This is a genomic window from Halobaculum marinum, assembly GCF_029338555.1.
GTDB classification, from domain to species: Archaea; Halobacteriota; Halobacteria; order Halobacteriales; family Haloferacaceae; genus Halobaculum; species Halobaculum marinum.
The window spans coordinates 936,804-957,399 of the sequence record NZ_CP119989.1; the positions used below are offsets into that span (position 1 = coordinate 936,804).

28 protein-coding genes and 1 tRNA gene are annotated in these 20,596 nt (G+C 69.9%); 16 read left to right on the top strand and 13 right to left on the bottom strand.

Annotation, left to right across the window (positions count from 1 at the left end; genetic code table 11):
* Nucleotides 1-30: 30 nt before the first annotated feature.
* Nucleotides 31-417: a DUF5830 family protein gene (locus P0R32_RS04895; protein WP_276238832.1), complete on the top strand. Its 387-nt coding sequence runs from the start codon at nucleotides 31-33 to the stop codon at nucleotides 415-417.
* 42 nt (nucleotides 418-459) lie between these two features.
* Here P0R32_RS04895 and P0R32_RS04900 read toward each other — a convergent pair whose 3' ends face one another.
* Complete coding sequence (locus P0R32_RS04900; protein WP_276238833.1) at nucleotides 460-1,524, bottom strand: DUF7115 domain-containing protein; 1,065 nt, start codon at nucleotides 1,522-1,524, stop codon at nucleotides 460-462.
* A gap of 182 nt (nucleotides 1,525-1,706) precedes the next feature.
* On the opposite strand from P0R32_RS04900, the gene P0R32_RS04905 reads away from it, so the two are divergent.
* Nucleotides 1,707-1,855: transfer RNA gene (locus tag P0R32_RS04905), tRNA-Met, on the top strand.
* 48 nt (nucleotides 1,856-1,903) lie between these two features.
* Here the strand turns inward: P0R32_RS04905 and P0R32_RS04910 are convergent.
* A complete protein-coding gene (locus tag P0R32_RS04910; protein WP_276238834.1) occupies nucleotides 1,904-2,548 on the bottom strand; it encodes a helix-turn-helix domain-containing protein in 645 nt (214 codons plus the stop codon).
* A gap of 90 nt (nucleotides 2,549-2,638) precedes the next feature.
* Between P0R32_RS04910 and P0R32_RS04915 the strand changes: the two genes are divergently transcribed.
* On the top strand, nucleotides 2,639-2,938 hold the full coding sequence (locus P0R32_RS04915) for a HalOD1 output domain-containing protein (protein WP_276238835.1): 300 nt from the start codon (nucleotides 2,639-2,641) through the stop codon (nucleotides 2,936-2,938).
* A 115-nt stretch (nucleotides 2,939-3,053) separates the two neighbouring features.
* Here the strand turns inward: P0R32_RS04915 and P0R32_RS04920 are convergent, their stop codons facing one another.
* Complete coding sequence (locus P0R32_RS04920; protein ID WP_276238836.1) at nucleotides 3,054-3,194, bottom strand: DUF8595 family protein; 141 nt, start codon at nucleotides 3,192-3,194, stop codon at nucleotides 3,054-3,056.
* Between the two features lie 215 nt (nucleotides 3,195-3,409).
* Here P0R32_RS04920 and P0R32_RS04925 point away from each other — a divergent pair, with 215 nt between their 5' ends.
* The 5 genes from P0R32_RS04925 (at nucleotide 3,410) to P0R32_RS04945 (ending at nucleotide 7,070) form a co-directional block, all read left to right on the top strand.
* Nucleotides 3,410-3,775 carry a DUF8134 family protein gene (locus P0R32_RS04925; RefSeq protein ID WP_276238837.1) on the top strand — a complete coding sequence of 122 codons (366 nt, stop codon included), beginning with the start codon at nucleotides 3,410-3,412 and terminating at the stop codon, nucleotides 3,773-3,775.
* Nucleotides 3,776-3,822: 47 nt separating this feature from the next.
* Complete coding sequence (locus P0R32_RS04930) at nucleotides 3,823-5,589, top strand: nitrite/sulfite reductase (RefSeq protein WP_276238838.1); 1,767 nt, start codon at nucleotides 3,823-3,825, stop codon at nucleotides 5,587-5,589.
* A 9-nt stretch (nucleotides 5,590-5,598) separates the two neighbouring features.
* Nucleotides 5,599-5,886, top strand: a complete 288-nt coding sequence (locus P0R32_RS04935; protein WP_276238839.1) for a DUF6360 family protein — start codon at nucleotides 5,599-5,601, stop codon at nucleotides 5,884-5,886.
* 96 nt (nucleotides 5,887-5,982) lie between these two features.
* Nucleotides 5,983-6,219 carry a hypothetical protein gene (locus P0R32_RS04940; protein WP_276238840.1) on the top strand — a complete coding sequence of 79 codons (237 nt, stop codon included), beginning with the start codon at nucleotides 5,983-5,985 and terminating at the stop codon, nucleotides 6,217-6,219.
* Nucleotides 6,220-6,275: 56 nt separating this feature from the next.
* Nucleotides 6,276-7,070, top strand: coding sequence for an HpcH/HpaI aldolase family protein (locus P0R32_RS04945; protein WP_276238841.1), 795 nt, complete (start codon nucleotides 6,276-6,278; stop codon nucleotides 7,068-7,070).
* A 7-nt stretch (nucleotides 7,071-7,077) separates the two neighbouring features.
* On the opposite strand, the gene P0R32_RS04950 is transcribed toward P0R32_RS04945, so the two are convergent.
* From P0R32_RS04950 to P0R32_RS04960, 3 genes are all read right to left on the bottom strand, one after another.
* A complete protein-coding gene (locus P0R32_RS04950; protein WP_276238842.1) occupies nucleotides 7,078-7,254 on the bottom strand; it encodes a DUF8178 family membrane protein in 177 nt (58 codons plus the stop codon).
* A gap of 56 nt (nucleotides 7,255-7,310) precedes the next feature.
* Nucleotides 7,311-7,904: a DUF1684 domain-containing protein gene (locus tag P0R32_RS04955; protein ID WP_276238843.1), complete on the bottom strand. Its 594-nt coding sequence runs from the start codon at nucleotides 7,902-7,904 to the stop codon at nucleotides 7,311-7,313.
* A 170-nt stretch (nucleotides 7,905-8,074) separates the two neighbouring features.
* A complete protein-coding gene (locus P0R32_RS04960) occupies nucleotides 8,075-8,683 on the bottom strand; it encodes a DUF7282 domain-containing protein (RefSeq protein WP_276238844.1) in 609 nt (202 codons plus the stop codon).
* A 264-nt stretch (nucleotides 8,684-8,947) separates the two neighbouring features.
* Between P0R32_RS04960 and P0R32_RS04965 the strand changes: the two genes are divergently transcribed.
* Both P0R32_RS04965 and P0R32_RS04970 read left to right on the top strand, forming a co-directional pair.
* Complete coding sequence (locus P0R32_RS04965; RefSeq protein ID WP_276238845.1) at nucleotides 8,948-10,168, top strand: threonine synthase; 1,221 nt, start codon at nucleotides 8,948-8,950, stop codon at nucleotides 10,166-10,168.
* A gap of 60 nt (nucleotides 10,169-10,228) precedes the next feature.
* Nucleotides 10,229-10,885 (top strand): helix-turn-helix domain-containing protein, encoded by a 657-nt coding sequence (locus tag P0R32_RS04970; protein ID WP_276238846.1) that lies wholly within the window; start codon nucleotides 10,229-10,231, stop codon nucleotides 10,883-10,885.
* A gap of 27 nt (nucleotides 10,886-10,912) precedes the next feature.
* Here the strand turns inward: P0R32_RS04970 and sucD are convergent, their stop codons facing one another.
* From sucD to P0R32_RS04990, 4 genes are all read right to left on the bottom strand, one after another.
* Nucleotides 10,913-11,782, bottom strand: coding sequence for a succinate--CoA ligase subunit alpha (gene sucD, locus P0R32_RS04975; protein ID WP_276238847.1), 870 nt, complete (start codon nucleotides 11,780-11,782; stop codon nucleotides 10,913-10,915).
* Nucleotides 11,779-12,924: an ADP-forming succinate--CoA ligase subunit beta gene (gene sucC / locus P0R32_RS04980; RefSeq protein ID WP_276238848.1), complete on the bottom strand. Its 1,146-nt coding sequence runs from the start codon at nucleotides 12,922-12,924 to the stop codon at nucleotides 11,779-11,781. Before sucC ends, sucD begins: the two co-directional genes overlap by 4 nt.
* Nucleotides 12,925-13,118: 194 nt before the next feature.
* A complete protein-coding gene (locus P0R32_RS04985; protein ID WP_276238849.1) occupies nucleotides 13,119-13,598 on the bottom strand; it encodes an SHOCT domain-containing protein in 480 nt (159 codons plus the stop codon).
* Nucleotides 13,599-13,649: 51 nt separating this feature from the next.
* Nucleotides 13,650-13,940, bottom strand: coding sequence for a hypothetical protein (locus P0R32_RS04990; protein ID WP_276238850.1), 291 nt, complete (start codon nucleotides 13,938-13,940; stop codon nucleotides 13,650-13,652).
* A 103-nt stretch (nucleotides 13,941-14,043) separates the two neighbouring features.
* On the opposite strand from P0R32_RS04990, the gene P0R32_RS04995 reads away from it, so the two are divergent.
* On the top strand, nucleotides 14,044-15,006 hold the full coding sequence (locus tag P0R32_RS04995; RefSeq protein ID WP_276238851.1) for an NADPH:quinone reductase: 963 nt from the start codon (nucleotides 14,044-14,046) through the stop codon (nucleotides 15,004-15,006).
* A gap of 3 nt (nucleotides 15,007-15,009) precedes the next feature.
* Here the strand turns inward: P0R32_RS04995 and P0R32_RS05000 are convergent, their stop codons facing one another.
* Nucleotides 15,010-17,286, bottom strand: coding sequence for a bacterio-opsin activator domain-containing protein (locus tag P0R32_RS05000; protein WP_276238852.1), 2,277 nt, complete (start codon nucleotides 17,284-17,286; stop codon nucleotides 15,010-15,012).
* Nucleotides 17,287-17,560: 274 nt separating this feature from the next.
* On the opposite strand from P0R32_RS05000, the gene P0R32_RS05005 reads away from it, so the two are divergent.
* Nucleotides 17,561-17,905 carry a DUF7344 domain-containing protein gene (locus tag P0R32_RS05005; RefSeq protein WP_276238853.1) on the top strand — a complete coding sequence of 115 codons (345 nt, stop codon included), beginning with the start codon at nucleotides 17,561-17,563 and terminating at the stop codon, nucleotides 17,903-17,905.
* Between the two features lie 42 nt (nucleotides 17,906-17,947).
* On the opposite strand, the gene P0R32_RS05010 is transcribed toward P0R32_RS05005, so the two are convergent.
* Nucleotides 17,948-18,094 (bottom strand): DUF7563 family protein, encoded by a 147-nt coding sequence (locus P0R32_RS05010; protein WP_276238854.1) that lies wholly within the window; start codon nucleotides 18,092-18,094, stop codon nucleotides 17,948-17,950.
* Nucleotides 18,095-18,288: 194 nt separating this feature from the next.
* Between P0R32_RS05010 and P0R32_RS05015 the strand changes: the two genes are divergently transcribed.
* Nucleotides 18,289-18,663: a DsrE family protein gene (locus tag P0R32_RS05015; RefSeq protein ID WP_276238855.1), complete on the top strand. Its 375-nt coding sequence runs from the start codon at nucleotides 18,289-18,291 to the stop codon at nucleotides 18,661-18,663.
* Nucleotides 18,664-18,672: 9 nt separating this feature from the next.
* On the opposite strand, the gene P0R32_RS05020 is transcribed toward P0R32_RS05015, so the two are convergent.
* The gene (locus P0R32_RS05020; protein WP_276238856.1) at nucleotides 18,673-19,587 is read right to left on the bottom strand and encodes an HhH-GPD family protein; all 915 of its coding nucleotides are present in this window, start codon (nucleotides 19,585-19,587) and stop codon (nucleotides 18,673-18,675) included.
* Nucleotides 19,588-19,680: 93 nt separating this feature from the next.
* Between P0R32_RS05020 and P0R32_RS05025 the strand changes: the two genes are divergently transcribed.
* The 3 genes from P0R32_RS05025 to P0R32_RS05035 are packed head-to-tail and all read left to right on the top strand — an operon-like array spanning nucleotide 19,681 to nucleotide 20,596.
* A complete protein-coding gene (locus P0R32_RS05025; protein ID WP_276238857.1) occupies nucleotides 19,681-19,959 on the top strand; it encodes a zinc ribbon domain-containing protein in 279 nt (92 codons plus the stop codon).
* Nucleotides 19,956-20,243, top strand: a complete 288-nt coding sequence (locus tag P0R32_RS05030) for a hypothetical protein (RefSeq protein WP_276238858.1) — start codon at nucleotides 19,956-19,958, stop codon at nucleotides 20,241-20,243. The genes P0R32_RS05025 and P0R32_RS05030 overlap by 4 nt, the downstream gene beginning before the upstream one ends.
* A 32-nt stretch (nucleotides 20,244-20,275) precedes the next feature.
* Nucleotides 20,276-20,596 (top strand): ribbon-helix-helix protein, encoded by a 321-nt coding sequence (locus tag P0R32_RS05035; protein WP_276238859.1) that lies wholly within the window; start codon nucleotides 20,276-20,278, stop codon nucleotides 20,594-20,596.

Consider the following 20,596-nt stretch of genomic DNA (forward strand, 5'->3'; position numbering starts at 1 on the left):
TAAGCGGCGCCGCGGGCAACTCACGGCGACGTGGCCCCCGACGACGCACGCACGCGCAGCCGCGCCGAGAAAGTCGCCCTCGGCGTGGAACTGCTCGAACACCTGGAGGACGAGGAACTGCCGCTCCCCGACCTGCTCGACCGACTGGAGACGGTGACGCAGAGTCCGGCGGTCACCCGCGAGGTGCTGGAGGAGGCCGAGCGTCGCGGCGTCATCGAACGCGAGGACGCCGTCGTGCGCGTCCACGGCTCCGGGTTCGTCCGGTTCGACTCGCAGGTGGTCACTCGCGAGGGGGAGTTCTCCTGTCGCCGCTGTGGCGCAGGGATCACGACCGGCCACTTCGTCCGGTTCGACGCCGGCGAACTCGGGCCGTTCGGCTCCTCGTGTATCCGGAAAGTGACGGGTCGCGAGACGTAGGCGAGCGTCGCGCCGCGAACGCGTGTCGGGGTCGCTCCCAGTTCAGCGGCCGCGACGCAGTTCCGCGATGAGCTGTTCGACGAGGTCGTTCTGCCGTTCCAACTGTCGAGCCTGCTGCTCGACCGTCTCACGCAGCGCCGCGACCTCCTCGGCGACGTCGTCGGTCGGCTCGGCGGGTTCGAAGCCGCTGTCGCCGAAGGCGTCCTCGTCCGGCGCCGCGTCGGCCCCAGTCGCGGCGACGGTGCCCTCGTCGTGCTCCGGGCGGAGTTCCGCGGCGGCCGCGGCGCCCCCGGCCGACCCGCCCGCGGTCGTCGACCGCTCTGCGTCGGTCGCCGACTCGTCGGTCAGCGGGTCCTCGCGGGTCCCGGCGTCGGTGTCGACCTCCGCGGGGTCGGCCGACAGCGGGTCGGGGCCGTCGCCGAAGTCGGTGTTGTCGGTGGTTGCGGCCTCCTCCTCCTCGCCGTCGGCCTCCGCCGAGAGCGCGCGGAACGCCTCCAGCGAGTCGACGTCGTAGTGGGTGAGGATGGCGTTCGTGATCCGGGTTCGGATCTCCTGTGCGCTGTCGCTCGGCGCCTTGAACCGTTCGTGGCGACCGTTGGCCGTGAGGACGACCGAGGTGGCGACGCTCCCCTCCTCGAAGTCGAGGTCGCTCACGTCGTCGTAGTGGAACTCCTCGTAGTCGTCGTCCCACACCGCCGCGCCGACGTGTTTCACGATGCGCGCGGAGGTGACGACGAGCGTCAACTCCGAGAAGCGGAAGGTGCGCTCGACCGTCTCGCCCGGTTCGGTGATGCCCGACGCCGAGAGCACGCCCGCGAGGACGGGGTGGAGCACGTCGTCGAGCGAGCCGCGCGGCACGGTGAACGACTGGTCGTCGTCGAGGCCGTACTCCAGCGTGAACTTCGCTTTCCGGCGCGACTCGGAGACGGCGACGCGTTCGGCTTCGTGGGAGTACTCGGAGACGGACTCGTCGGAGAGCAGCCCCTCGGCGCGGTAGATCAGGGTGCGGGTCGGGGTGACGAACAGTTCGTCGTCCCCGCCGAGGCGGACGCGGGCGACGGGGTCCTCGCCGCCCAGCTCCCCCCGGACCAGTTCCGGCAAACTCATACCGGCCTCTCACCCGCCGCGTGGCTTAAACCCGGCGGGTGCGTCGCTCAGGCGTCCGACGTGAGGCGGCGAGCGACCGCCCCGACGAGGCGCCGACGAGGCCCTCGCGGGGTGTGTCCCGTCGTGGCGTACTCGGTTCGGATGAGAAGGTTCAAGAGCGGGACCGCCCGACGTAGAAACGAGCCGGGGTGGCTTAGCTGGACATAGCGCCGCACTCATAGGGTTTCGAGATTCGGTGCGGAACGCCTTGGAAGCCTCCGCCCCAACGGGGCCCGCCGAGCCTCGTACCTGGGCCATGCGGAGATCGTGGGTTCGGAGCCCACCCCCGGCATCGTTCTACCGGACGCAACTCCTCGAGTGCCACGACCGCGTCGTCGACTCAGAGATGCTCGCGGATCAGCTTCTTGACGCCTCGTCGGAACCGCTCGGAGGCGGATCTCTGTGACACGCCCAGTCGCTCGCCCAACTCCGCCAGCGACACCGCACGCGGGATGTCGAGGTAGCCGCTCTCGACCGCCGCGAGCAGCGTCTCGCGCTGGGGGTCCGTCAGGGTCGACCCTCCGTCGGCGTCGACGCTCGTCTGCTCGTAGATCCGTTCGAACCGGAACGGGATGTCGTGCGCCTCACACACCTCGAACAGCCGCCGGTACCCCTCGCGGTCCGGGAACCGGACGCGACAGCGCCAGCCGTCGGCGGTTCCCGTCGCCGACTGGAGGACGGCGCCGACGCCGATGAACTCGCTCATGAGGTTCGTCCGACGCCCCTCCTCCGTGAAGTCGACCCGATACAGCCGACGGTCGTCGACCTCGGCGAACTCCACGAGGTTCCGGACCGCACTGGTCTCACCGACGGCCTCCTCGAAGGCGTCGAAGTCGCTCGCCTCCTCGCAGGTCACCCAGAACAACATCTGCGTGAGCACGTCGTCGCTGCTGTACGTCTCCTCCCACGAGGCCTCCGCGCTCGGCACCGCGCGCAACGCACCGCCGAGAACCGGGTGCTGGATCGTGAACACGGCGATGAGCATCGATTGTCGTCGGTCACACGCCGGGACTACATAAATAGCCGAAGTTCTTCGGGGTGCGCCTCATTTCGCTCCGCTTCGAGTTCGAGGTAGATGTCTGAGGAGTACTCTGCACGTACGCGGTCCGGGGAGGGCCTGGGGTCGTCGGACCTCGAAGACGACGGCGCTCCGACCGTGGGGTCACGCGACACGGCGGCCGCGGTGGTGGCGGCGGTCGCGACCGACCGAGGCGAGACGGCCGTCGACCTCCCAGCCGCGTTGTACGACACTGTCGACCCAGACGCGCTCGACGCGCTGTTCACGGGTGGACGGGGACACGTGCAGTTCGAGTACGCGGACAGGGTCGTGACCGTCGACCACGAACGCACGGTCACGGTCGAATCAGTCGAGTGATCGGAGAACGGGCGTCGCGCTCGCGGAGTCGTCTCCGAGCCCGTCGACGCGGTCGGTGTGACCGGCGCTGGACTGCGGGGGCGACAGCGAGGACCGCCTGCCCGCGGTCGACGCCTCACGCCGCGTCGTCGTCGGACTCCTCCTCCGAGAGGTGTTCCCACACCTCCGCACAGCCGCACCCGTCCTCGAGGTCGTCGAGGTGGGAGGTGTCGACTTCGTCGTCGCCGTACCGCTCGTCAGTGGACTGTTCTGCCATCGAGTCGACCCACGACTGCCGTCGGGATAAGCGAGTCCGCACGGTCAATGGTGGCCGGCGCTCCCCGATACCGTCCGGTCTTACCGGTACCTCGAACGCGACGTTCGGGTCGATACGGTCGCAGTCGGGCGGTTCTGTCCGCGCGACCCGTCACCGGAACCGTCGGCGGTTGCGGTCGGCGACGGGAGTATGTCCGACGGTCGCCACCGACCGGCATGAGCGTCGCCCTCCGGGTGCTGGACGACGGTGCGTGGGTGTCCGTGAACGACGAGCGCCAGGTGAGCGTCAGCGAGTTGTGGCGCATCGCTGGCACCGACACGGCGGGCGTCTGCGCGTGCGACTGCGCTGACTTCGTCGTCGAGGCGTTCACCGACGTCGGCGCGGTCGGGCAGACCGTCACCGCCGACGTGGCTGGGCAGTGTATCCGCTGTGGCGAGGCCGCCCACGTCCCGGGCGTGTCGGTCGGTCGCGTCGTCGACGAGCGGTTCCGCCCGGTCGCACCCGACGCGGTCCGGTCCCCGAACGGTGGCCTCGGCGCGCCGCAATCGTTGCCGGTTCCCGGTAGCGCCGGGGAGGATTGACGCGGCGGCGCGCGTTAGGTACGTGGGGTGAGTGGATCCGACCACGAATGCCGACGGACGTCGAACGCTGGAAATCGGAGGTGTACGGCGACGAGATCAGGGAGCACCTGTTCGAGTTCGCCGAGAACGGCTGGGCGTCGATCCCGGACGACGAGCGCGACGCGTGGTTCGAGCGCTTCAAATGGTGGGGGTTGTACCACCAGCGGAACGGCCAGGAGAGCTACTTCATGATGCGGATCGGCACGCCCAACGGCGTGTTGACGCCGGGGCAGACCGAGGTCGTCGCCGATATCGCCGACGAGTACGCTCGCGGTCCCGCCGAGAATCCCGAGTTCGGCGACGCGTACGTCGACTGGACCACCCGACAGTCGATCCAACTCCACTGGATCCGGTTGGAGGACGTGCCCGACATCTTCGAGACGCTGGAGGCGAACGGCCTCTCGACACAGCAGGCGTGTGGCGACTCCTGGCGCAACATCGTCGGCTGTCCCGTCGCCGGCAAGGACGCCAACGAGTTCGTCGACGCCTTGCCCGTGGCGCTCGACCTCCACGACACGTTCAAAGGCGACGAGGAGTACGCGAACCTCCCGCGCAAGTGGAAGGTGAGCGTCACCGGCTGTGAGGAGGGCTGCGGGCAGGGTGACATCAACGACCTCGCGTTCGAGCCGGCGGAGAAGGACGGCGTGAAGGGGTTCAACGTCCGCGTCGGCGGCGGCCTCTCGCGCAACGAGCCACGACTCGCCCGTAGCATCGACGTGTTCGTCACGCCCGAGGAGGCGCAGGACGTGGCGGCGGGGCTGTCGGCACTGTTCCGCGAGCACGGCGACCGCGAGGACCGCTACAACGCCCGGATGAAGTTCCTCACCGACGAGTGGGGCACCGAGAAGATCCGGCGGGTGCTGCAGGAGGAGTACGTCGACTTCGATCTGTCGACGGCGGGCGAGGACCTGCGCGACGAGTACACGTACAACTCCGGGCGCAACGACGCGGGCCACCACGACCACGTAGGCGTCCACGAGCAGAACGACGGCAACTACTACGTCGGCCTGAACGTGCTCGTCGGTCGGATGGGCGCCGACGACACCCGCGAACTCGCGCGTCTCGCCGACGAGTACGGCTCCGGCGAGGTGCGCGTCACCCAGCGCCAGAACGTCATCGTCACCGACGTGCCCGAGGCGAACCTCGACGACCTACTCGCGGAGGACCTGCTCGACACGTACGAACCGGACCCGCACCCGTTCATGCGTGGCTCCATCGCCTGCACCGGCACGGAGTTCTGCTCGCTGTCCATCGTCGAGACGAAGAACCGGCAGGTGCGCTACGCCCGCTGGCTCAAGGAAAACGTCCCGGTGCCAGACGGCGTCGAGGACTTCCACATCCACCTGTCGGGCTGCACGGCGTCGTGTGCGCAACCACAGATCGCCGACATCAGCCTGCGCGGGATGAAGACCCGCAAGGACGGCGAGGCGGTCGAGGCGCTCGACATCGGGCTCGGCGGCGGCCTCGGCGCCGACCCGCGCTTCGCCGACTGGGTCGAACAGCGCGTCCCCGCCGACGAGGTGCCGGGTGCCATCGCGAATCTGCTCGCGAACTTCGAGGAGCGCCGCGAGGGCGACGAGAGCTTCCGCGACTTCGTCGAGCGCACCGACGAGGAGACGCTCGCGGCCCTCGTCGAACCCGAGGAGACGGACTACGAGGACCCGTACATGCACAACACGAAGCTGACGTGGTACCCGTACGCCGACGAAGACTCGATGGACGACTCGCCCGCGCCCGCACGAGCCGACGGAACGCCCATCACCTCCGACGACTGAGTCACACGCATGCCCGACCGGCTCATCCGCGTCAACGCGTACACGACGTTCGACCTCCTCGACGGGTTCGCCCGCGGCCACGACTTCGACGAGGAGGGCGTCGCCGTGTTGAACGTCACGGCGCCGCGTGAGGACCCGGAGGCGGTGACACTCGAACTCGAACTCGACAACAGCGCGCTGGAGACGCTCCCGCCCCACGCCGAGGGCGTCACCCTCTCGGCGGCGCAAGCGCGCGAGTTGGCGAGCGAGTTGGAGACGTACGCCGCCCGCGTCGAGGCGGCGCAGGCCGACGAGTAAGCTGGCGGCGACGTTCGGACCGCGCCCGGGACACTCGTTCTCACACCCGAGAGTCGGGGACGAAGCCTTTTGCGCTCTGGCGGGGGAGCCGGAACCATGTGGGTACGGGAGCGGGACGTGGTCGACTATCTCACCGTCTCGGTAGTGACGCTGCTCGCGTGGCTCCACTTCCCGTACAGCACCTACGTCTACACACAACTCCACTACTGGGCGTGGTGGATCCAGCGGTGGGTCGACCAGTCGCCGGACCAGGCCGTCGGGCTCACGGTCGTCGTGTTCGCCATCGGCGGCGGTGCGTTGCTCGCGGGCATCGTGTACTCGGCGTCGGCGTAGCGGCAGGCGAGCGGGGGTTCTCACGGCTTCATGTGACGCCGACGCGGAGCGTGCGCATGGACGACGACAGCGACGTGAGCGGCTTGCGTGCGACGCTCCGCGCGAACCCAGCGGGGCACTGGCTCTCGACACCCGCACCGCAGGTCGCCGAGCAACTCGCACAGACCGACGCCGACTTCGTCGTGGTCGACACCGAGCACGCGCCGACGGACCTGGAGTCCGTCGAGGCAGCGGTCCGAGCGGTCGACGCGGCGAACGCGACCGGCGAGGACGGTGCCGCCGACACCGCGGCGGTGGTCCGCGTCGCGTGGAACGACCACGTGCGGATCAAGCGCGTCCTCGACACCGGCGCCGCGGGCGTGATGGCACCGCAGGTGAACACCGTCGACGAGGCCGAGGCGTTCGTCGCCGCCGCGCGCTACCCGCCCGAGGGCCACCGCGGCGTCGCGGGCACACGCGCCTCGCGGTACGGTCGAGACCTCGACGACTACTACGAGCGCGCGAACGACCGAGTGGCGACCATCGCGCAAGTGGAGACGGCCGAGGCCGTCGACAACGCCGGCGAGATCAGCGCGGTCGACGGCCTCGACGCCCTGCTCGTCGGCCCCGCCGACCTGTCGGCGGCGCTCGGGGTGTTCGGGGAGTACGAGCACGAGCAGTTCGTCGCCGCCGTGGAGGCGGTGCTCGACGCGAGCACGGTGCCCGTGGGGACGCTGGCCACCTCGCTCGACGAGGTCGACTACTGGGCGGCCCTCGGCTTCGACTACCAGATCGTCGGCGTCGACGCCGGCTACCTCCGCACGGGCGCGGCGGCGGCGCTGGAGCGCTACGAGCAGGTCGGAGAGGAGTAGGGCCGGCTTAGACGGCGCGCCCGCGCTCGCTGGTGCCGACGAGGTAGGTGCCGTACGTGAGCAGCGCCGCCGCCGGGACCAGCGCCAGCGTCGCGAGCTGGCTGGCCTGCGAGGTGACCCCGGGGAGGAACATGACCGTGCCGACGATCATGAGTGCCGCGCCGATGACCGCGTTTCGGTTCATGGAGCGGTGTAGGGGCCCCGCGCGTACTAAGGGTTACCTTTCGAGCGAGTCGCGACTCAGTTGAGTTCGGGGTCGCGCTCGCCCGCGGGAATCGCCACGTCCAGCCAGTTGTCCGTCGGCGGCAGCGGGCAGGCGAACGCGTCCGCGAACGCGCAGAAGGGTGTGTACGCGAGGTTGAAGTCGAGCGTCACGCTGTCGATGGCGTCGAGGTCGCCCTCCGGGTGCAGGTCCATGTACCGGCCGCCGTCGTACGTCTGCTGGCCGGTCGTCTTGTCGCGGAACGGGAGGAACAGCGCCGCCGACCCTTCCGCGCGCAGCGCGGTGAGCGTCTGTTCGACCGGTTCGCCCTCGGCGTTCGGGAGCGTGAACGAGAACGTCGCGACCTCGTGGAAGCGCTCGGCGGTGCCGTTGCGGACGGTCAACTCGACGGTGTCGGGGTCGTCGTGCACGGTCACGTCGGCCTCGACGCGATACGCCGGGTCCGGGTCGAAGTAGTCGAGCCCGTCGAAGTCGTCGCGCAGCGCCGGGTCGACCGGCGACTGTGGGTCGTTCGCGAGGAACTCGTCTTTCTCGGCGCGCATCTCCGCGAGGCGGTCACGCCACGCGTCGTCGTCTGGGGCGTCGTCGGCGGCGTCGGCGGTGTCGGTCATACCCTGCGTTGCGGGTGACGAGGGTTCAATCCCGCGTTCGGCGCCCGCGCGGTCGGCGGCGCGGTCGCTGGCGAGGCGAGAGTGGAACGAACTCGCGGACGAACTGGAAGTCGGACGAACTCGAAGTCGACGAACGACCCGTCGCGGCGGTCGGCGCCGCGTCGGGGCGATTACCGGCGGGCGAGCAGCGCGGCGCCGACGAGCGCGACGAGGGCGGCGACGGCGGAGAAGCCGGGGCCGCTCGTCTCGGTCGACGACTCGGTGTCGGCGACGGTGGTGGACTCAGCGGCGTCGGTGGCGGTCGTGGTCGCCGTGTCGGTGGCGGTCGTCCGGGTGAACTCCTCGTCGGCGACGTACGCCGTGTCGGCGACGTCCTGGCCGTTCTCGTCGGTGTAGGAGTCGTCGACGGAGGCGTTGAACGTCTGGTCGCCCTCGTTCAGGTGCGCCTTCGCGACGACGACCTGGCTGCGCGAGAGCGCGGGCGAGACCTCGACGGTGAGGTTCTCGTGGGTGCCGGCCTCGAGGTACTCGGTGTGGCCGACGAGGCCGTTCGAGGCGTTGTAGACGGCGAGGAAGCCGCCCTCGGAGAGCGTCACCTCGTCGACGGTGACCTCCTCGACGCCGACCTGGTCCTCGAAGGTGATGTCGGCAGTCGCGTTGGCGGTGTCGTTGGCGGTCTGTGCGGTTGCGGTGCCGGCGGCGAGGCCGCCTGCGAGGGCGACGGCGCCGACCAGCACGGAGAGCAGTACGAGCGCGGGGAGCGTAGTGCGTGCGTTCATCTGAGAGAGATACTCACGGCGAAGGAATCGCCGGAGTGCGTCGACGTTCCTCGTGCGGACGAAAGAGTCCGTCGCTCCCGAACGTGCAAGAGTGGCATACGGCGTGGGGATCGGTACCGTGACGCTGGGTGCTCGCCGGGGGATCGACCACCCCCGATGCAGGCCGTCGCCGACACCTCCCGCCGCCACCATCGTCCGCCACCGCCGTCGTCTGCCTCCGCCGACGCCCCTCGTGTTTTTGCTCGCCGCCCGCGCGCATTCGGTATGCGCTCGTGTTACGCCTGTGGTCGGACGGCGACCGGATCCGACGCCGGCCAGCGGTGCGACTGCGGCGAGCCCCTGTGGTTCGACACCGACCCCGGCGACTTCGAGTGGCCCGACCGCGACGGCGTCTGGGCGTTCGCCGACCTCCTGCCGGTCGAACGCCCCCCGAGTGGGCTCGCGGCGGTCGCCGGCGCGACGCCGCTGGTTCGGACTCCCGGTCTCGACGTGGACGGCGCCCGCGTCCACGTGAAACTGGAGGGCACCAACCCGACGGGGTCGTTCAAGGACCGCGGGAGCGCCGTCGGCGTCGCCGCCGCCGTCGCCCGCGGCGTCGACACGGTCGGCACCGTCTCCCACGGCAACATGGCCGCCTCGATGGCCGCTCACGCCGCCGGCGCCGACCTCGACTGCGTCGTGCTCGTCCCCGCGGACATCTCCGCGTCGCGACTCCGACGGATCGCGGCGTACGGCCCGCGCATCGTCCGCGTCGACGGCGACTACGGTCGACTGTACTACGACGCCCTCGACCTCGGGCCGCGGGCGGGGGTCGAGTTCGTCAACTCCGACTCCCCGCTTCGCGTCGCCGGGCAGAAGACGACGACGCTGGAACTGCTGCGGGCGTTCGCCGCGGGCGAGGCCAGCGGCGACGGTACCGGTGGCGACGGTACCCTCGCACCACCCGCCGCGCCCGACGCGGTCGTGATGCCGGTCAGCAGCGGCGGCCACGCCAGCGCCGCGTGGAAGGCCGTGCGCGAAGCAACCGCCGCGGGCCTGCTCGACGACCCGCCGCGCCTGTACTTCGCGCAGGCGTCGGCGTGTGCACCCGTCGCGCGGGCGTTCGAGCGCGGCGAGGACGCCGTGACCCGCCTCGACGCCGACGAGGTCGGCGAGACGGTCGCGTACTCTATCGCGAACGCCGACCCGCCCAGCGGGACGCGCGCGCTGACGGCCACCCGAGCAACGGGCGGTGCGGTCGTCGCCGTCGACGATGACGCCATCCGTGACGCCCAGTGCGACCTCGCGGGCGCCGGGTTGCGAGTCGAACCGGCGTCGGCGACGCCGCTGGCGGCGCTTCGGACCCTCCGGGCGTCGGGCGCGGTCGACGCTGGCGAGCACGTCGCGCTCGTCGCCACTGGCGTCGGCTACGGCGGCGACGCGACGACGGTCGACGCCGAGACGGTGACGCGAGCGGAACTGGCCGGGGCGCTCGGCGTCGAATGAGCGTCGGGTGCGCCGACCGGGAACGAGTCGTATTTGTATTCCGACCGTTGACGGGTGAATGTGAGTATCGTCGCCGAGTTCCGCCTCGTCCACCCCGACATTCCCACGCTCGACGCCCTCGCCCGTGCCGACGGGATGGCGCTCACCGCCGAGCAGGTGATCGCCGACGACCCCCGGCACCCCACCGTCTTCTTCTGGGCCGAGGGGGAGGCGTTCGACGTGTTCGAGGCCGGCATCGACGACGACGCCGGGATCTGTGAGTGGGAGCGCATCGAGTCGCTCGACGGACGGCGGCTGTACCGGATCGACATCGACGGCGCGGCGTCGGTCGTGATCTACCCCACCGACGTCGAGGTAGGCGCTTCGCGGTTAGGCTTCTCGGCGACCGCCGCGGGCCTCGACGTCCGGATGCGCTTTCCCGGGCGGCAGGAGTTGGAGACGTACTTCGCGCGCTGTCGCGAGCAGGGGATCGACGTCTCGTTGACCCGGCTGTACGGGAGCGAGCGCGACGACGACTTCCTGACGGTGTCGCCGAAACAGCGCGAGGCGCTCGTGGCCGCCGCCGAGCGGGGCTACTTCCGCGTCCCTCGCGAGTCGGACCTGTCGTCGCTGGCCGGGGATCTCGGCGTCTCGGCGCAGTCGGCCTCCGAGCGACTCCGCCGCGGGACCGAGGCGCTCGTCAGGGAGGCGTTCGACGTAGACGACCGCGACGCGTAGCAGAAAAAGCGAGTCGAGCGGGCGGACTTACAGGAAGTCCTCGATGTGGTCGGCGACCTCGTTGGGCGTGTCGCCGACGGGGACGCCCGCGTCGTTGAGCGCGCCGATCTTCGACTCGGCGGTGCCGGTGCCGGAGCCGGAGACGATGGCGCCGGCGTGGCCCATGCGCTTGCCCGGCGGGGCGGTGCGGCCGGCGATGAAGCCGGCGACGGGCGTGTCCATGTTCTCCGCGATGAACTTCGCGGCCTGCTCCTCGTCCTCGCCACCGATCTCACCGCACATGACGACCGCGTCGGTGTCGGTGTCGGCCTCGAACGCCTCCAGCGCGTCGACGAAGGAGGTCCCGATGATCGGGTCGCCGCCGATGCCGATGGCGGTGGTCTGGCCGATGCCGCGCTCGGTCAGGTTCGAGACGACCTGGTACGTCAGGGTGCCCGAGCGCGAGACGAGCCCGACGTTGCCGGACTCGAAGATGTTGCCGGGGAGGATACCCAGTTTCGCCTCACCGGGGGTGATGATGCCGGGGCAGTTGGGGCCGAGCAGACGGGTGTCGACCTCCGAGAGCCGCTTGTTCACCTTGGCCATGTCCTGCGTCGGGATGCCCTCGGTGATGGCGACGACGAGGTCGAGGTCGGTGTCGAGCGCCTCGAAGACGGCGTCGCCGGCGAACGCCGGCGGGACGAACACGACGGACGCGTCGGCGTCCTCCTCGGCGACGGCCTGGTCGACCGTGTCGTAGACGGGGACGCCGGCGACCTCCTGGCCGCCCTTGCCGGGCACCGCGCCCGCGACGACGTTCGTGCCGTACTCCAGCATCTGTTCGGTGTGGAACTTGCCTTCCCCGCCCGTGATGCCCTGCACCACGACGCGAGTGTCGTCGTCGACGAAGATACTCATTGGGTCACCTCCTCTGCGTTCTTCACTGCACGTTGGACCGCGTCCTCAAGGGTGCCCTCGACCTGCACGAGGTCCTTGTTGAGGATCTCCATCCCCTCCTCGGCGTTCGTCCCCGCGAGGCGGACGACGACCGGCTTGGGAATCTCGTCGAACTGTTCGAGCGCCTCGTTGATCCCCTTGGCGACCTCGTCGCCGCGGGTGATGCCGCCGAAGATGTTGAACACGACGCTGTCGACGTTCTCGTCGGCGAACACCATGTCCAGCGCCTGCGTGACGCGCTCGGCCTTGGCGCCGCCACCGATGTCGAGGAAGTTGGCGGGCGCGCCGCCGTAGTAGTCCACGAGGTCGAGCGTCGTCATCACGAGTCCGGCGCCGTTGCCGATGATGCCGACGTTGCCCGACAGACGGACGTAGTCGAAGCCGTACTCGTTGGCCTTCGCCTCCAGCTCGTCGCCGGCGGCCTCGTCCTCCATCTCGGCGAGTTCGGGCTGGCGGAACAGCGCGTCCTCGTCGATGTTCATGACGGCGTCGGCCGCGACGACCTCGCGGTCGGACGTGATCATGACGGGGTTGATCTCGACCTCGGAGGCGTCCTTCGACTCGTACAGGTCGTACAGCGTCGAGAGGATCGACGCCACGTCCATCGCGACGTCCTTCGGGATGCCGGCCTCGAACACGACCTTGCGGGCCTGGTACGGGTGCAGGCCGAACGCGGGGTCGATGTGCTCGCGAGCGATCTTCTCGGGCGTCTCCTCGGCGACCGACTCAATGTCGACGCCACCCTCGGTCGACACCATCGCGACGGGTTCGCCCTCGCCGCGGTCCATCGTGATGCCGACGTACAGTTCGTTCTCGAAGTCGACGCCGGCCTCGACGAGGACCTTGTCGACCTCGTAGCCCTTGAGATCCATCCCGATGATGGACTCGGCGGCCTCGCGCGCCTCCTCCTCGCTCGTGGCGATCTTGATGCCGCCGGCTTTCCCACGTCCGCCGACGTGGACCTGCGCCTTGATGGCGGCCGGATACCCGATGTCGTCGACCGCGTCCATGACCTCCTCGACCGTGGACGCGAGCCGCGAGTCCGGGGTCGGGATCCCGGCGTCGGCGAAGACCTGCTTCGCCTGGTACTCGTGAAGTCTCATGCGTCTCGATACCAACCCCGCTGGGGGTTAAATTCCGCCGGTTCCGGTCTCCGAATCCGACGGCGTCAGGAGACCGTGACGGGGGCGTCTCGTGACCGACTCGGCACGCGACGACGAACCACCCGGCCACAGTGAGCGAGCGTGTCCCGATGCGTCGGTCGCGGCGGCGACCCGCGACGACTCCCGAGACGGTGTCACCGAGCGTGTTCGGTCACTCGGTCCCGTGACTCGCCGTCGGTCCTCGTCTGGCGGTCGTCGCGAGACGACACGACGCGGTCGAGGCGAGCCTCGAACTCCTCGTGGTCGATCTCACCCGCGGCGTACCGGCGCTTCAACACCGCCTCGGGTGAGTCGGCGGCGTCGGCGACGGCGGCGGTACGACGGGGCGACTGTGGGTAGTCGGCGGCGCTGTCGACGTTGCCGATGAGCGAGAGGTAGACGGGCCACAGGACGACGAGACCGAGCACCCCCGCCGTCAGCATCGCAATGCTCCCGACGACGAAGCCAATCGCGCCGAGGAGACCGCCACCAGAGACGGCGACGAACAGCGAGAGCAGTGTCGCGACGCCCGCGCCACTGGCGAACAGGAGTCTGCCGAGCACACCGTTCGGGGTGTAGTGTTCGACGAGTCGGTGCAGCGACCGGCGGGTCGAGGGGTCGTCAGCGGAGGGCACGTGTCGGCGACTCGTGTGATCCTGATTAGGTGTTGTGGTCTCCCGTGTCAGTCACTCCGTCGAGACGAGCACCTGTCCGACGCCCGCGAGCCCAAGCCCCGCGACGCTCGCGAGGAACGGCCACAGAACGAGTGGCTGGAGCGTCTTCTGGTTGCAGCCGTCGGTGTACGTCAGGGTCGGCGGCCACGACTGCACGCCGGTGACGGCGTAGTCGGCGAGCGCGACGGGGTCGACACAGGCCACTTCGGTCGAGCCGGCGACCGGGCCGAGGACGACGTACGCGACCGCCCAGACGAGCAGTCCGGCGCCGAACAGGGTCGCGCCGGCGTGCCGGAGGGACATACCCGACCGCTACCGGGGCGGCCGGTTTCACTCCACCGGTCGTCGCCACACCGGCCTTCCGACGCCGGCCGGAGTTAAGTCGCCGGCGCGGGACGGGTCGTGTATGCGCGCAGTCCGCTTCCACGAACACGGCGACGAATCGGTACTGACGGTGGAGGAGGTCGACCGACCCGACCCAGCGCCCGACGAGGTGCTCGTCGAGGTGGCCTCGGCGGGCGTCAACCCGGTGGACACCTACTTCCGCGAGGGGTCGTACGAGCCGTACGGCCTCCCCGCGGTCCCGGGCGTCGACGCCGCCGGCACGGCGGTCGAGGTGGGCGAGGCTGTCGCGGGGGTCGAGGTCGGCGACCCCGTGTTCGCGACCGGCCTCTCAAGCACGATGCCCGGCGGCTACGCCGAGTTCGTCGCGGTGCCCGACGACCGGCTCGCGGTGCTCCCGGAGGACGCGGACCTCGTCGCCGCCGGCGGGGCGGGCGTCGCCGCCGTCACGGCGTGGCGGGCGCTCGTCCAGCACGCGAACCTCCGACCAGCCGAGACCGTGCTGATCCACGGCGGCTCCGGCGGCGTCGGCCACGTCGCGGTGCAGGTCGCCGCCGCGACCGGCGCCCACGTCATCGCGACGGCGGCGGAGGGGTACCACGAGGAGGTCGCGGCACTGGGCGCCGACGCGGTGCTCGACTACAACCGCGGCGACCTCGCCGAGGCGGTGACGGACGCCACCGACGGCGACGGTGTCGACGTGATTCTCGACCACCGCCTCGACGAGTACCTCGGCTTCGACGCCGAGGTCGCCGCCCAGGGCGCTCGCGTCGTCGGCATCGGCGAGAACGACCCAGCGATCGGGTTCCCCTACTCGGCGACCGCCCGCGGGAAGGACCTCTCGCTGCAACTCATGTCCATGTTCAACACCCCGAGTCTCGCGGACGCGCTCGCCGACGTCGCCTCGCTGTGGGGCGACGACATCGACGTCACGGTCGCCCACAGCTACGACCTGGAGGGGGCGTCGGAGGCGCAGATGGCGGTGATGAACGACAGTTTCCTCGGGAAACTCGTGATCGAGCCGTAAGGGTCAGCGCTCCGGCACGTCGACTGGATCGGGGTCGCGGTCGTCGAACACCGCGTCGAACACCTTCTGTTGACCTTTCCGGAGGTGTTGGTGGAGCGTCGGAGCGGCGATGTCCAGCGCCGTCGCGACCTCCTCGGCGGTCGCGTCGCGGGGCCACGAGAAGTAACCGGCGTGGTACGCGGTCACCAACGCCGTCTGCTGTCGGTCGGTCAGCGCGGGAATCGCCGCGTCGACCCCTTCGTTCACTCTCGACACCTGCTCCCGTCGCAGCAACGACACGCCCGGGTACGTCTCGCGCATCGCGCCGATCAACTGCCGGGCGTCCGTGGTCGGCGACAGCTGAATCGTGACCCGGAAGTCGCCGTCTTCGATGACGGCGCGCTCGATGGCGCCGCCCATCGCCGCGAGTGTCGACAACACCGGCAGGTCGGAGACCGCAACCTCGAAGCGCCGGTCGTCACCGTCTGACTGGACGGCCAGCCGGTCGTACTGGGGGTGGGTGTCGACGAGCATCTCGAACGTCTCGACCCCCGTCGCGGTCGTCCGGCCGAAGACGAGGTACTCCGAGTCGTCCAACGGGACGGCGTTGTGGATGTGGACCGGGTCGGCGGGAGCGTCGATGCCGGTCGGCCCGAACACGTCCTCGACGAGGAACTCCAACTCGACGACCTCGTCGCTCAACAGCGCCCGCTTTCGTTCGACCGAGGCGATGGCGTGGCCGACGACCTCGCCCAGGTTGCCGATCACCTCCCGTTCGTGGCCGACGAACGCCTCGGCGCGCTCGGTGTACACGGCGAGGACACCGTACACCGTCTCCCCGTGGACGATCGGAATCGTCGCCGCCGAGCGCCAGCCGTGCTCGTCGAACTGCTCGCGCCACGGCTCCATCTGTGGGTCCGTCGCGGCGTCGTGGGTGAACTGAATCTCTCCCGTTCGGTAGGCTCGACCCGCTGGGCCGTTCCCGCGTTCGTCGTCGGGGTCGACCGTGATTCGCGTGTCTTCGAGGTAGCCGTCGCCGCCGGACTCGGCGCGGACGCGGATCTCTTTGCTCGCCGCGTCGGCGACGCCGACCCAGGCGAAGTCGTACGACTCGGAGACGGCGAGGCGTTCGCACGTCGCCGACTCGATCGCCTCGCGCGTGGACCGGTCGATGACGGCCTCGGTGATCTGCCGGACCACGCGGTTGACGCTGTTGAGGGCGGTCAGTTGTCGGCGGTTGCGGCCGATCTCGCGCTCGTGGTGCCACCGCTCGATCGACGAGGCGAGTACGTTGGCGACCGACTGGACGAACGCCGCGTCGTGGTCGGACAACTCCGCCGGTTCGGTGTCGTGGACTCCGAGGATCCCCCACGGCGACTCGACCGACCCGATGATCGTGGAGATGCCGCTCCGCACGTCGTGGGACGTGAGCAGATCCGGGCCGCTGAATCGGGTCTCCTCGTGCAAGTCCTCGACGATCACCGGACCCTCGGTCGCCAGTGTGTGTGCCGCCTGCGAGTCGTTCTCGACCGCCGAGACGGTCGCGGAGCCGACGATTCCGTCGTCCCACCCGACGCCCTCGCGCAACAGGAGTTCCTCTCGCTCGGAGTGGAGGTCGAGCACCTTGCAGTAGTCGTCGTCCAACACGTCCGCGACGAGTCGCGTGGCCTCCGCGAACAGGTCGTCGAGGTCGTCGTAGTCGAGCGCTCGTTGGCCCAGCGCCGCGACCGCCTCCTGCTGGCGGAGTCGCGCTTCGAGTTGCTCGTGGTAGCGCGTCCGGGCCGTCACCTCCTGTGACATCCCAAGCGCCTCGATCACCGTCCCGTCGTCGTCGCGGACGGGGTAGAAGTGGAACTGGTACACGGCGTCGTCGACCGTCGCCTCGTACGTCGCCGTCTCTCCGTCCAACGCCCGCTCGTAGCCGGGGATCACGACCTGACCGAGCGACGGCGGCAGTCCCTCCCGGAGCGGTTCGCCGACGAGGTCGTGTCTGGTCACGTCGGCGTCGCCTTCGGGCGTCCCCCCGAACGAGGTGTACCGGAGGTCCTGGTCGACGAGTGCGATCGCTCCGTTCGGGAAGTGTTCGAGCACCGTCCGGTACTGGCGTTTCGTCGCCCCGGGGTCAAACTCCGACCCCTCGCTCTCGCTCGGGCCGTCTCGGTCGACCGGTCGCCACCAGACGCGGCCCCCGGCGCCGACCTTCTTCGTCTCCACACGCCCCGCGTCCGCCAACCGCTCCAACCGCGCGTACACCGTTCGACGTCCCACACCGAGTCTGTCGGCGACTTCGGGGGTCGTCATCGGTCGTCCCCGAGTCGGAAACGCCTCGATCGTCTCTCGAAGCGCATCCGACAGTGCGTGAGAACCCATGGTGCTCAGCCTTCAGCGTCGGTCATCGTCAACGTTCCGCCGGCGGAACTCCACGGGGACCGAGGCGGTACCGGATCGACAACATCGAGAACGTATAATTGAACAAACCTGTAGTCACGATACACTACCGGAGACCCCAATCGCGAGTGAAGGACCTACACAGTTTTGCACCGGGCTTAGGCACGGAGGGGCCATTCGTAGATTCATGCCAGCCGACGAGACGCTGAGGGGGTCGGCAGACGGCCCGCCGATGCACGGCGACCCGAGTCACGCATCCCTGCTGACAACGACGCTCTCCGAATCCGAACGCCACCGCGTGCTCTCCTCCGAGCGCCGCAGACACGTGTTGGCCGTCGTGTCCGCGCGCGAGTCGCCGGTCTCGCTCGCGGCGCTCGCGGCCGCCGTGGTCGCCCGCGAGGACGACGCCGACCCCGCAGACGACACCGCCCGCGAACACGCGAAAATCTCGCTGCACCACGTCCACCTGCCGATGCTGGACGAGCGCGGCGTGCTCCAGTACGACACGGACGCCCACGTGATCTGCGCCTGACGGCGTCGCCGCGTCGACGCCGCCGTGTCGGTCGTGCCGCCGTCAGTTCTTCTTCGCGCGGACCGTCTTGCCGCGCCGAACCATGTCCTCGCAGTGGGGACACGCCCGGGGTTGGTTGACGCCCTCCGGTTCGAACACCTTGACGTACCGCTCCGTGACGAACGATTGGCAGTTCTGGCAGGTCGGCATACATCGCCGGCAGTCCAGCGCGAATAAACGGATTACGGTTGCAAGCCTCCGGGACACGCCGTGACGCGTGTCGGCCGGTACCGTGACGCCGGGGGGACCGCGAGCCGACCTGTCTGATCGCGAGGACGACGGGCGTCGTCCGACCGCTGGAATCGGGTGCCGGGTTCACACGTCGCGGGCGCGTCTGTCGACCCATGCGAACTGCGATGCACTGTTCGGCGGACGCGCCGGACGCTCAGCGCCGCGCACTCGCCAACGCGGCGAACCTCCTCGGCGACGACACCGTGCCGCTCTCGGGCCTCGTCGTCGTGTTCAACGGCGACGGCGTCCACGCCGTCCGCGCCGACTCGCCCGTCGCCGACGACGTCCGCGGCCTCCTCGCGCGAACGCCCGAGGAGACGAACAGCCCGGAGGCACCCACCATCGAGGTGTGCGCCTGTTCCAACTCGCTGGCCGCTCGCGACGTCGCCGAGGACGAACTCGTCTACGGCGTCGACGTCGTCTCCAGCGGGATGGGCGAGTTGACGCGCCGGCAAGCCGACGGCTACGGGTACATCAAGGTTCCCTGAGGCGCTACGTCACCGGCGCAACGACGCGACCGTCTCGCCGTCGCCGTCCTCGACGGCGACGAGGCCGTCGTCCGCGAGGTCGTTGACGAGGCCGCGGAGCCACGAGCGACTCCCCTCGCCGTCGCCATCGGGGCTGTAGTCGACGCGGATGCGCGGCCCCAACTCGTCGAGCGCGAGTTCGTCGTGGTTCCCGAGTGCGCGGACGACCTTCCCGCGCATCTGCCGGCGACTCCCCTCGAAACTCGGCTGCTCGGGCACGTCCGGTGCGGTGAAGTCGCCCGTCTCGTAGGCGCGACACCAGCGCCGCCACGGACAGCCAGCCTCGTCGCAGGCGGGCGACTGCCCGCAGGCGACGCCGCCGAGTTCCATGATCGCGTTGTTCCACACACGCGACTCGCCGGCGGGCATGATCGCCGACGCCGCCTCGGCGAACGCCGCGTCGTCGTCGGGGACGCCGAACGCGCGGTGGAGCACGCGCTTGACGTTCGTGTCGACCACCGCGTCACCGTTGTTGAACGCGAACGAGGCGACAGCGTTCGCCGTGTACGGGCCGACGCCCATCAGCTCCTGTAGCTCGTCGGGGTCAGTCGGGAACGCGCCGTCGTACTCCTCGACGACCTGCGTCGCCGCCTCGTGGAGGTACTTCGCGCGGTTGTTGTACCCCAGCGAGTGGCCCGACCAGAACGAGACGACCGCGCCGCGCTCTGCGTCGGCCAGGTCCGAGACGGTCGGCCAGGTGTCGAGGAAGTCGGCGTACGCTTCCTCCACGCGTGACAACTGCGTCTGCTGGCTCATCACCTCCGAGACGAGGATGCGGTAGGCGTCGTCGGTGCGGCGCCACGGGAACTCGCGGTGGTCGTCCTCGTACCACGCGACGAGCGCCTCCCGAACGGCGTCGCGGTCCTCTGGGAGGTGGTCGGTCATCGTCGGAGACGGGGCCGCCGGGCGAAAAGCGCTGACGGTTCGGTCCACGCCACGACACAAACGCTTTGTCGCCGCCGCTGGTTCGTGGCGACGATGCGACAGGATCTGGTCCTCCGCTCGCTGCTCGCCGGGTTCGCCCTCGCGGTCGCTCCTGCGGTACTCGTGTACTACCTCGCCGCCGGGCCGATGGTGTGGCTCGCGACGGGCACGCTCGTCGCGGCGAGCGGACTCGTCGTCGCGTACTCCGCCGACGAGCCGGGTGACCGCGACGAACCGTCTCCGACTGCGAAGACGAACTGCCCCGACTGTGGCGCACGCGTCCCCGTCGACGACGCGACCTGCGAGTACTGCGGGACCGACCTCGACGGATGACCGACCGGATGCACCCGCTCACGGCGGTGGGCGTCGGCCTGGTGGTCGGTGCGTTCGCGCTCGCCGTCGGCGGCGTCCGTGGTCTCGCGGTCGCGGGCGTGCTGGTGGGTGTGGGCGGACTCTGGGCGGGCGCCGGGTCGACGCCGCACACGAGTGGTGGCCCCGACGAGTGTCCGCACTGCGGCATCCGCAACCCCGGTACGCCGACCTGCCGCTGGTGCGACGAGGCCGTGACGGAAGCCGCAGACGCGGGGACGGACGAGGACGAGACCGCCAGAGCGTAACGAGTATCCGGCGCGCGCGACTCCGCCCGGACATGGGACTCGACGACCTCGACGCGGCCGTGACCGACGAATACGGCGACTTCGACGACGAAATCGGCGTCGCCCTCGACCGCGAGACGAAACACGAACTCGCGCTCCTCGCCGCCGCGCTCGGCACCGACCGCGACGAACTCGTCCGCCGCGGCATCCACGCGCTGTTCCGCCGGACGCTCGACACGGGTGACCTCGACTTCCACCTCCGACAGGGGTTCGACGTGACGTACGACGAGTACCTCTCCGGCATGACGTACGACGAGATGACCGGGCAGTCGCAGTCTCCGACGCCGAGCGACGAGCGGCGCTACCAGCAGTAG

Bases quoted from the DNA above. Each gene is read 5' to 3' on its own strand.
- P0R32_RS04900 (WP_276238833.1), bottom strand. From the start codon at position 1,524: ATGAGTTTGCCGGAACTGGTCCGGGGGGAGCTGGGCGGCGAGGACCCC.
- P0R32_RS04910 (WP_276238834.1), bottom strand. From the start codon at position 2,548: ATGCTCATCGCCGTGTTCACGATCCAGCACCCGGTTCTCGGCGGTGCG.
- P0R32_RS04915 (WP_276238835.1), top strand. From the start codon at position 2,639: ATGTCTGAGGAGTACTCTGCACGTACGCGGTCCGGGGAGGGCCTGGGG.
- P0R32_RS04920 (WP_276238836.1), bottom strand. From the start codon at position 3,194: ATGGCAGAACAGTCCACTGACGAGCGGTACGGCGACGACGAAGTCGAC.
- P0R32_RS04925 (WP_276238837.1), top strand. From the start codon at position 3,410: ATGAGCGTCGCCCTCCGGGTGCTGGACGACGGTGCGTGGGTGTCCGTG.
- P0R32_RS04930 (WP_276238838.1), top strand. From the start codon at position 3,823: ATGCCGACGGACGTCGAACGCTGGAAATCGGAGGTGTACGGCGACGAG.
- P0R32_RS04935 (WP_276238839.1), top strand. From the start codon at position 5,599: ATGCCCGACCGGCTCATCCGCGTCAACGCGTACACGACGTTCGACCTC.
- P0R32_RS04940 (WP_276238840.1), top strand. From the start codon at position 5,983: ATGTGGGTACGGGAGCGGGACGTGGTCGACTATCTCACCGTCTCGGTA.
- P0R32_RS04945 (WP_276238841.1), top strand. From the start codon at position 6,276: ATGGACGACGACAGCGACGTGAGCGGCTTGCGTGCGACGCTCCGCGCG.
- P0R32_RS04950 (WP_276238842.1), bottom strand. From the start codon at position 7,254: ATGAACCGAAACGCGGTCATCGGCGCGGCACTCATGATCGTCGGCACG.
- P0R32_RS04955 (WP_276238843.1), bottom strand. From the start codon at position 7,904: ATGACCGACACCGCCGACGCCGCCGACGACGCCCCAGACGACGACGCG.
- P0R32_RS04960 (WP_276238844.1), bottom strand. From the start codon at position 8,683: ATGAACGCACGCACTACGCTCCCCGCGCTCGTACTGCTCTCCGTGCTG.
- P0R32_RS04965 (WP_276238845.1), top strand. From the start codon at position 8,948: ATGCGCTCGTGTTACGCCTGTGGTCGGACGGCGACCGGATCCGACGCC.
- sucD (WP_276238847.1), bottom strand. From the start codon at position 11,782: ATGAGTATCTTCGTCGACGACGACACTCGCGTCGTGGTGCAGGGCATC.
- sucC (WP_276238848.1), bottom strand. From the start codon at position 12,924: ATGAGACTTCACGAGTACCAGGCGAAGCAGGTCTTCGCCGACGCCGGG.
- P0R32_RS04990 (WP_276238850.1), bottom strand. From the start codon at position 13,940: ATGTCCCTCCGGCACGCCGGCGCGACCCTGTTCGGCGCCGGACTGCTC.
- P0R32_RS04995 (WP_276238851.1), top strand. From the start codon at position 14,044: ATGCGCGCAGTCCGCTTCCACGAACACGGCGACGAATCGGTACTGACG.
- P0R32_RS05000 (WP_276238852.1), bottom strand. From the start codon at position 17,286: ATGACGACCCCCGAAGTCGCCGACAGACTCGGTGTGGGACGTCGAACG.
- P0R32_RS05005 (WP_276238853.1), top strand. From the start codon at position 17,561: ATGCCAGCCGACGAGACGCTGAGGGGGTCGGCAGACGGCCCGCCGATG.
- P0R32_RS05010 (WP_276238854.1), bottom strand. From the start codon at position 18,094: ATGCCGACCTGCCAGAACTGCCAATCGTTCGTCACGGAGCGGTACGTC.
- P0R32_RS05015 (WP_276238855.1), top strand. From the start codon at position 18,289: ATGCGAACTGCGATGCACTGTTCGGCGGACGCGCCGGACGCTCAGCGC.
- P0R32_RS05020 (WP_276238856.1), bottom strand. From the start codon at position 19,587: ATGACCGACCACCTCCCAGAGGACCGCGACGCCGTTCGGGAGGCGCTC.
- P0R32_RS05025 (WP_276238857.1), top strand. From the start codon at position 19,681: ATGCGACAGGATCTGGTCCTCCGCTCGCTGCTCGCCGGGTTCGCCCTC.
- P0R32_RS05030 (WP_276238858.1), top strand. From the start codon at position 19,956: ATGACCGACCGGATGCACCCGCTCACGGCGGTGGGCGTCGGCCTGGTG.
- P0R32_RS05035 (WP_276238859.1), top strand. From the start codon at position 20,276: ATGGGACTCGACGACCTCGACGCGGCCGTGACCGACGAATACGGCGAC.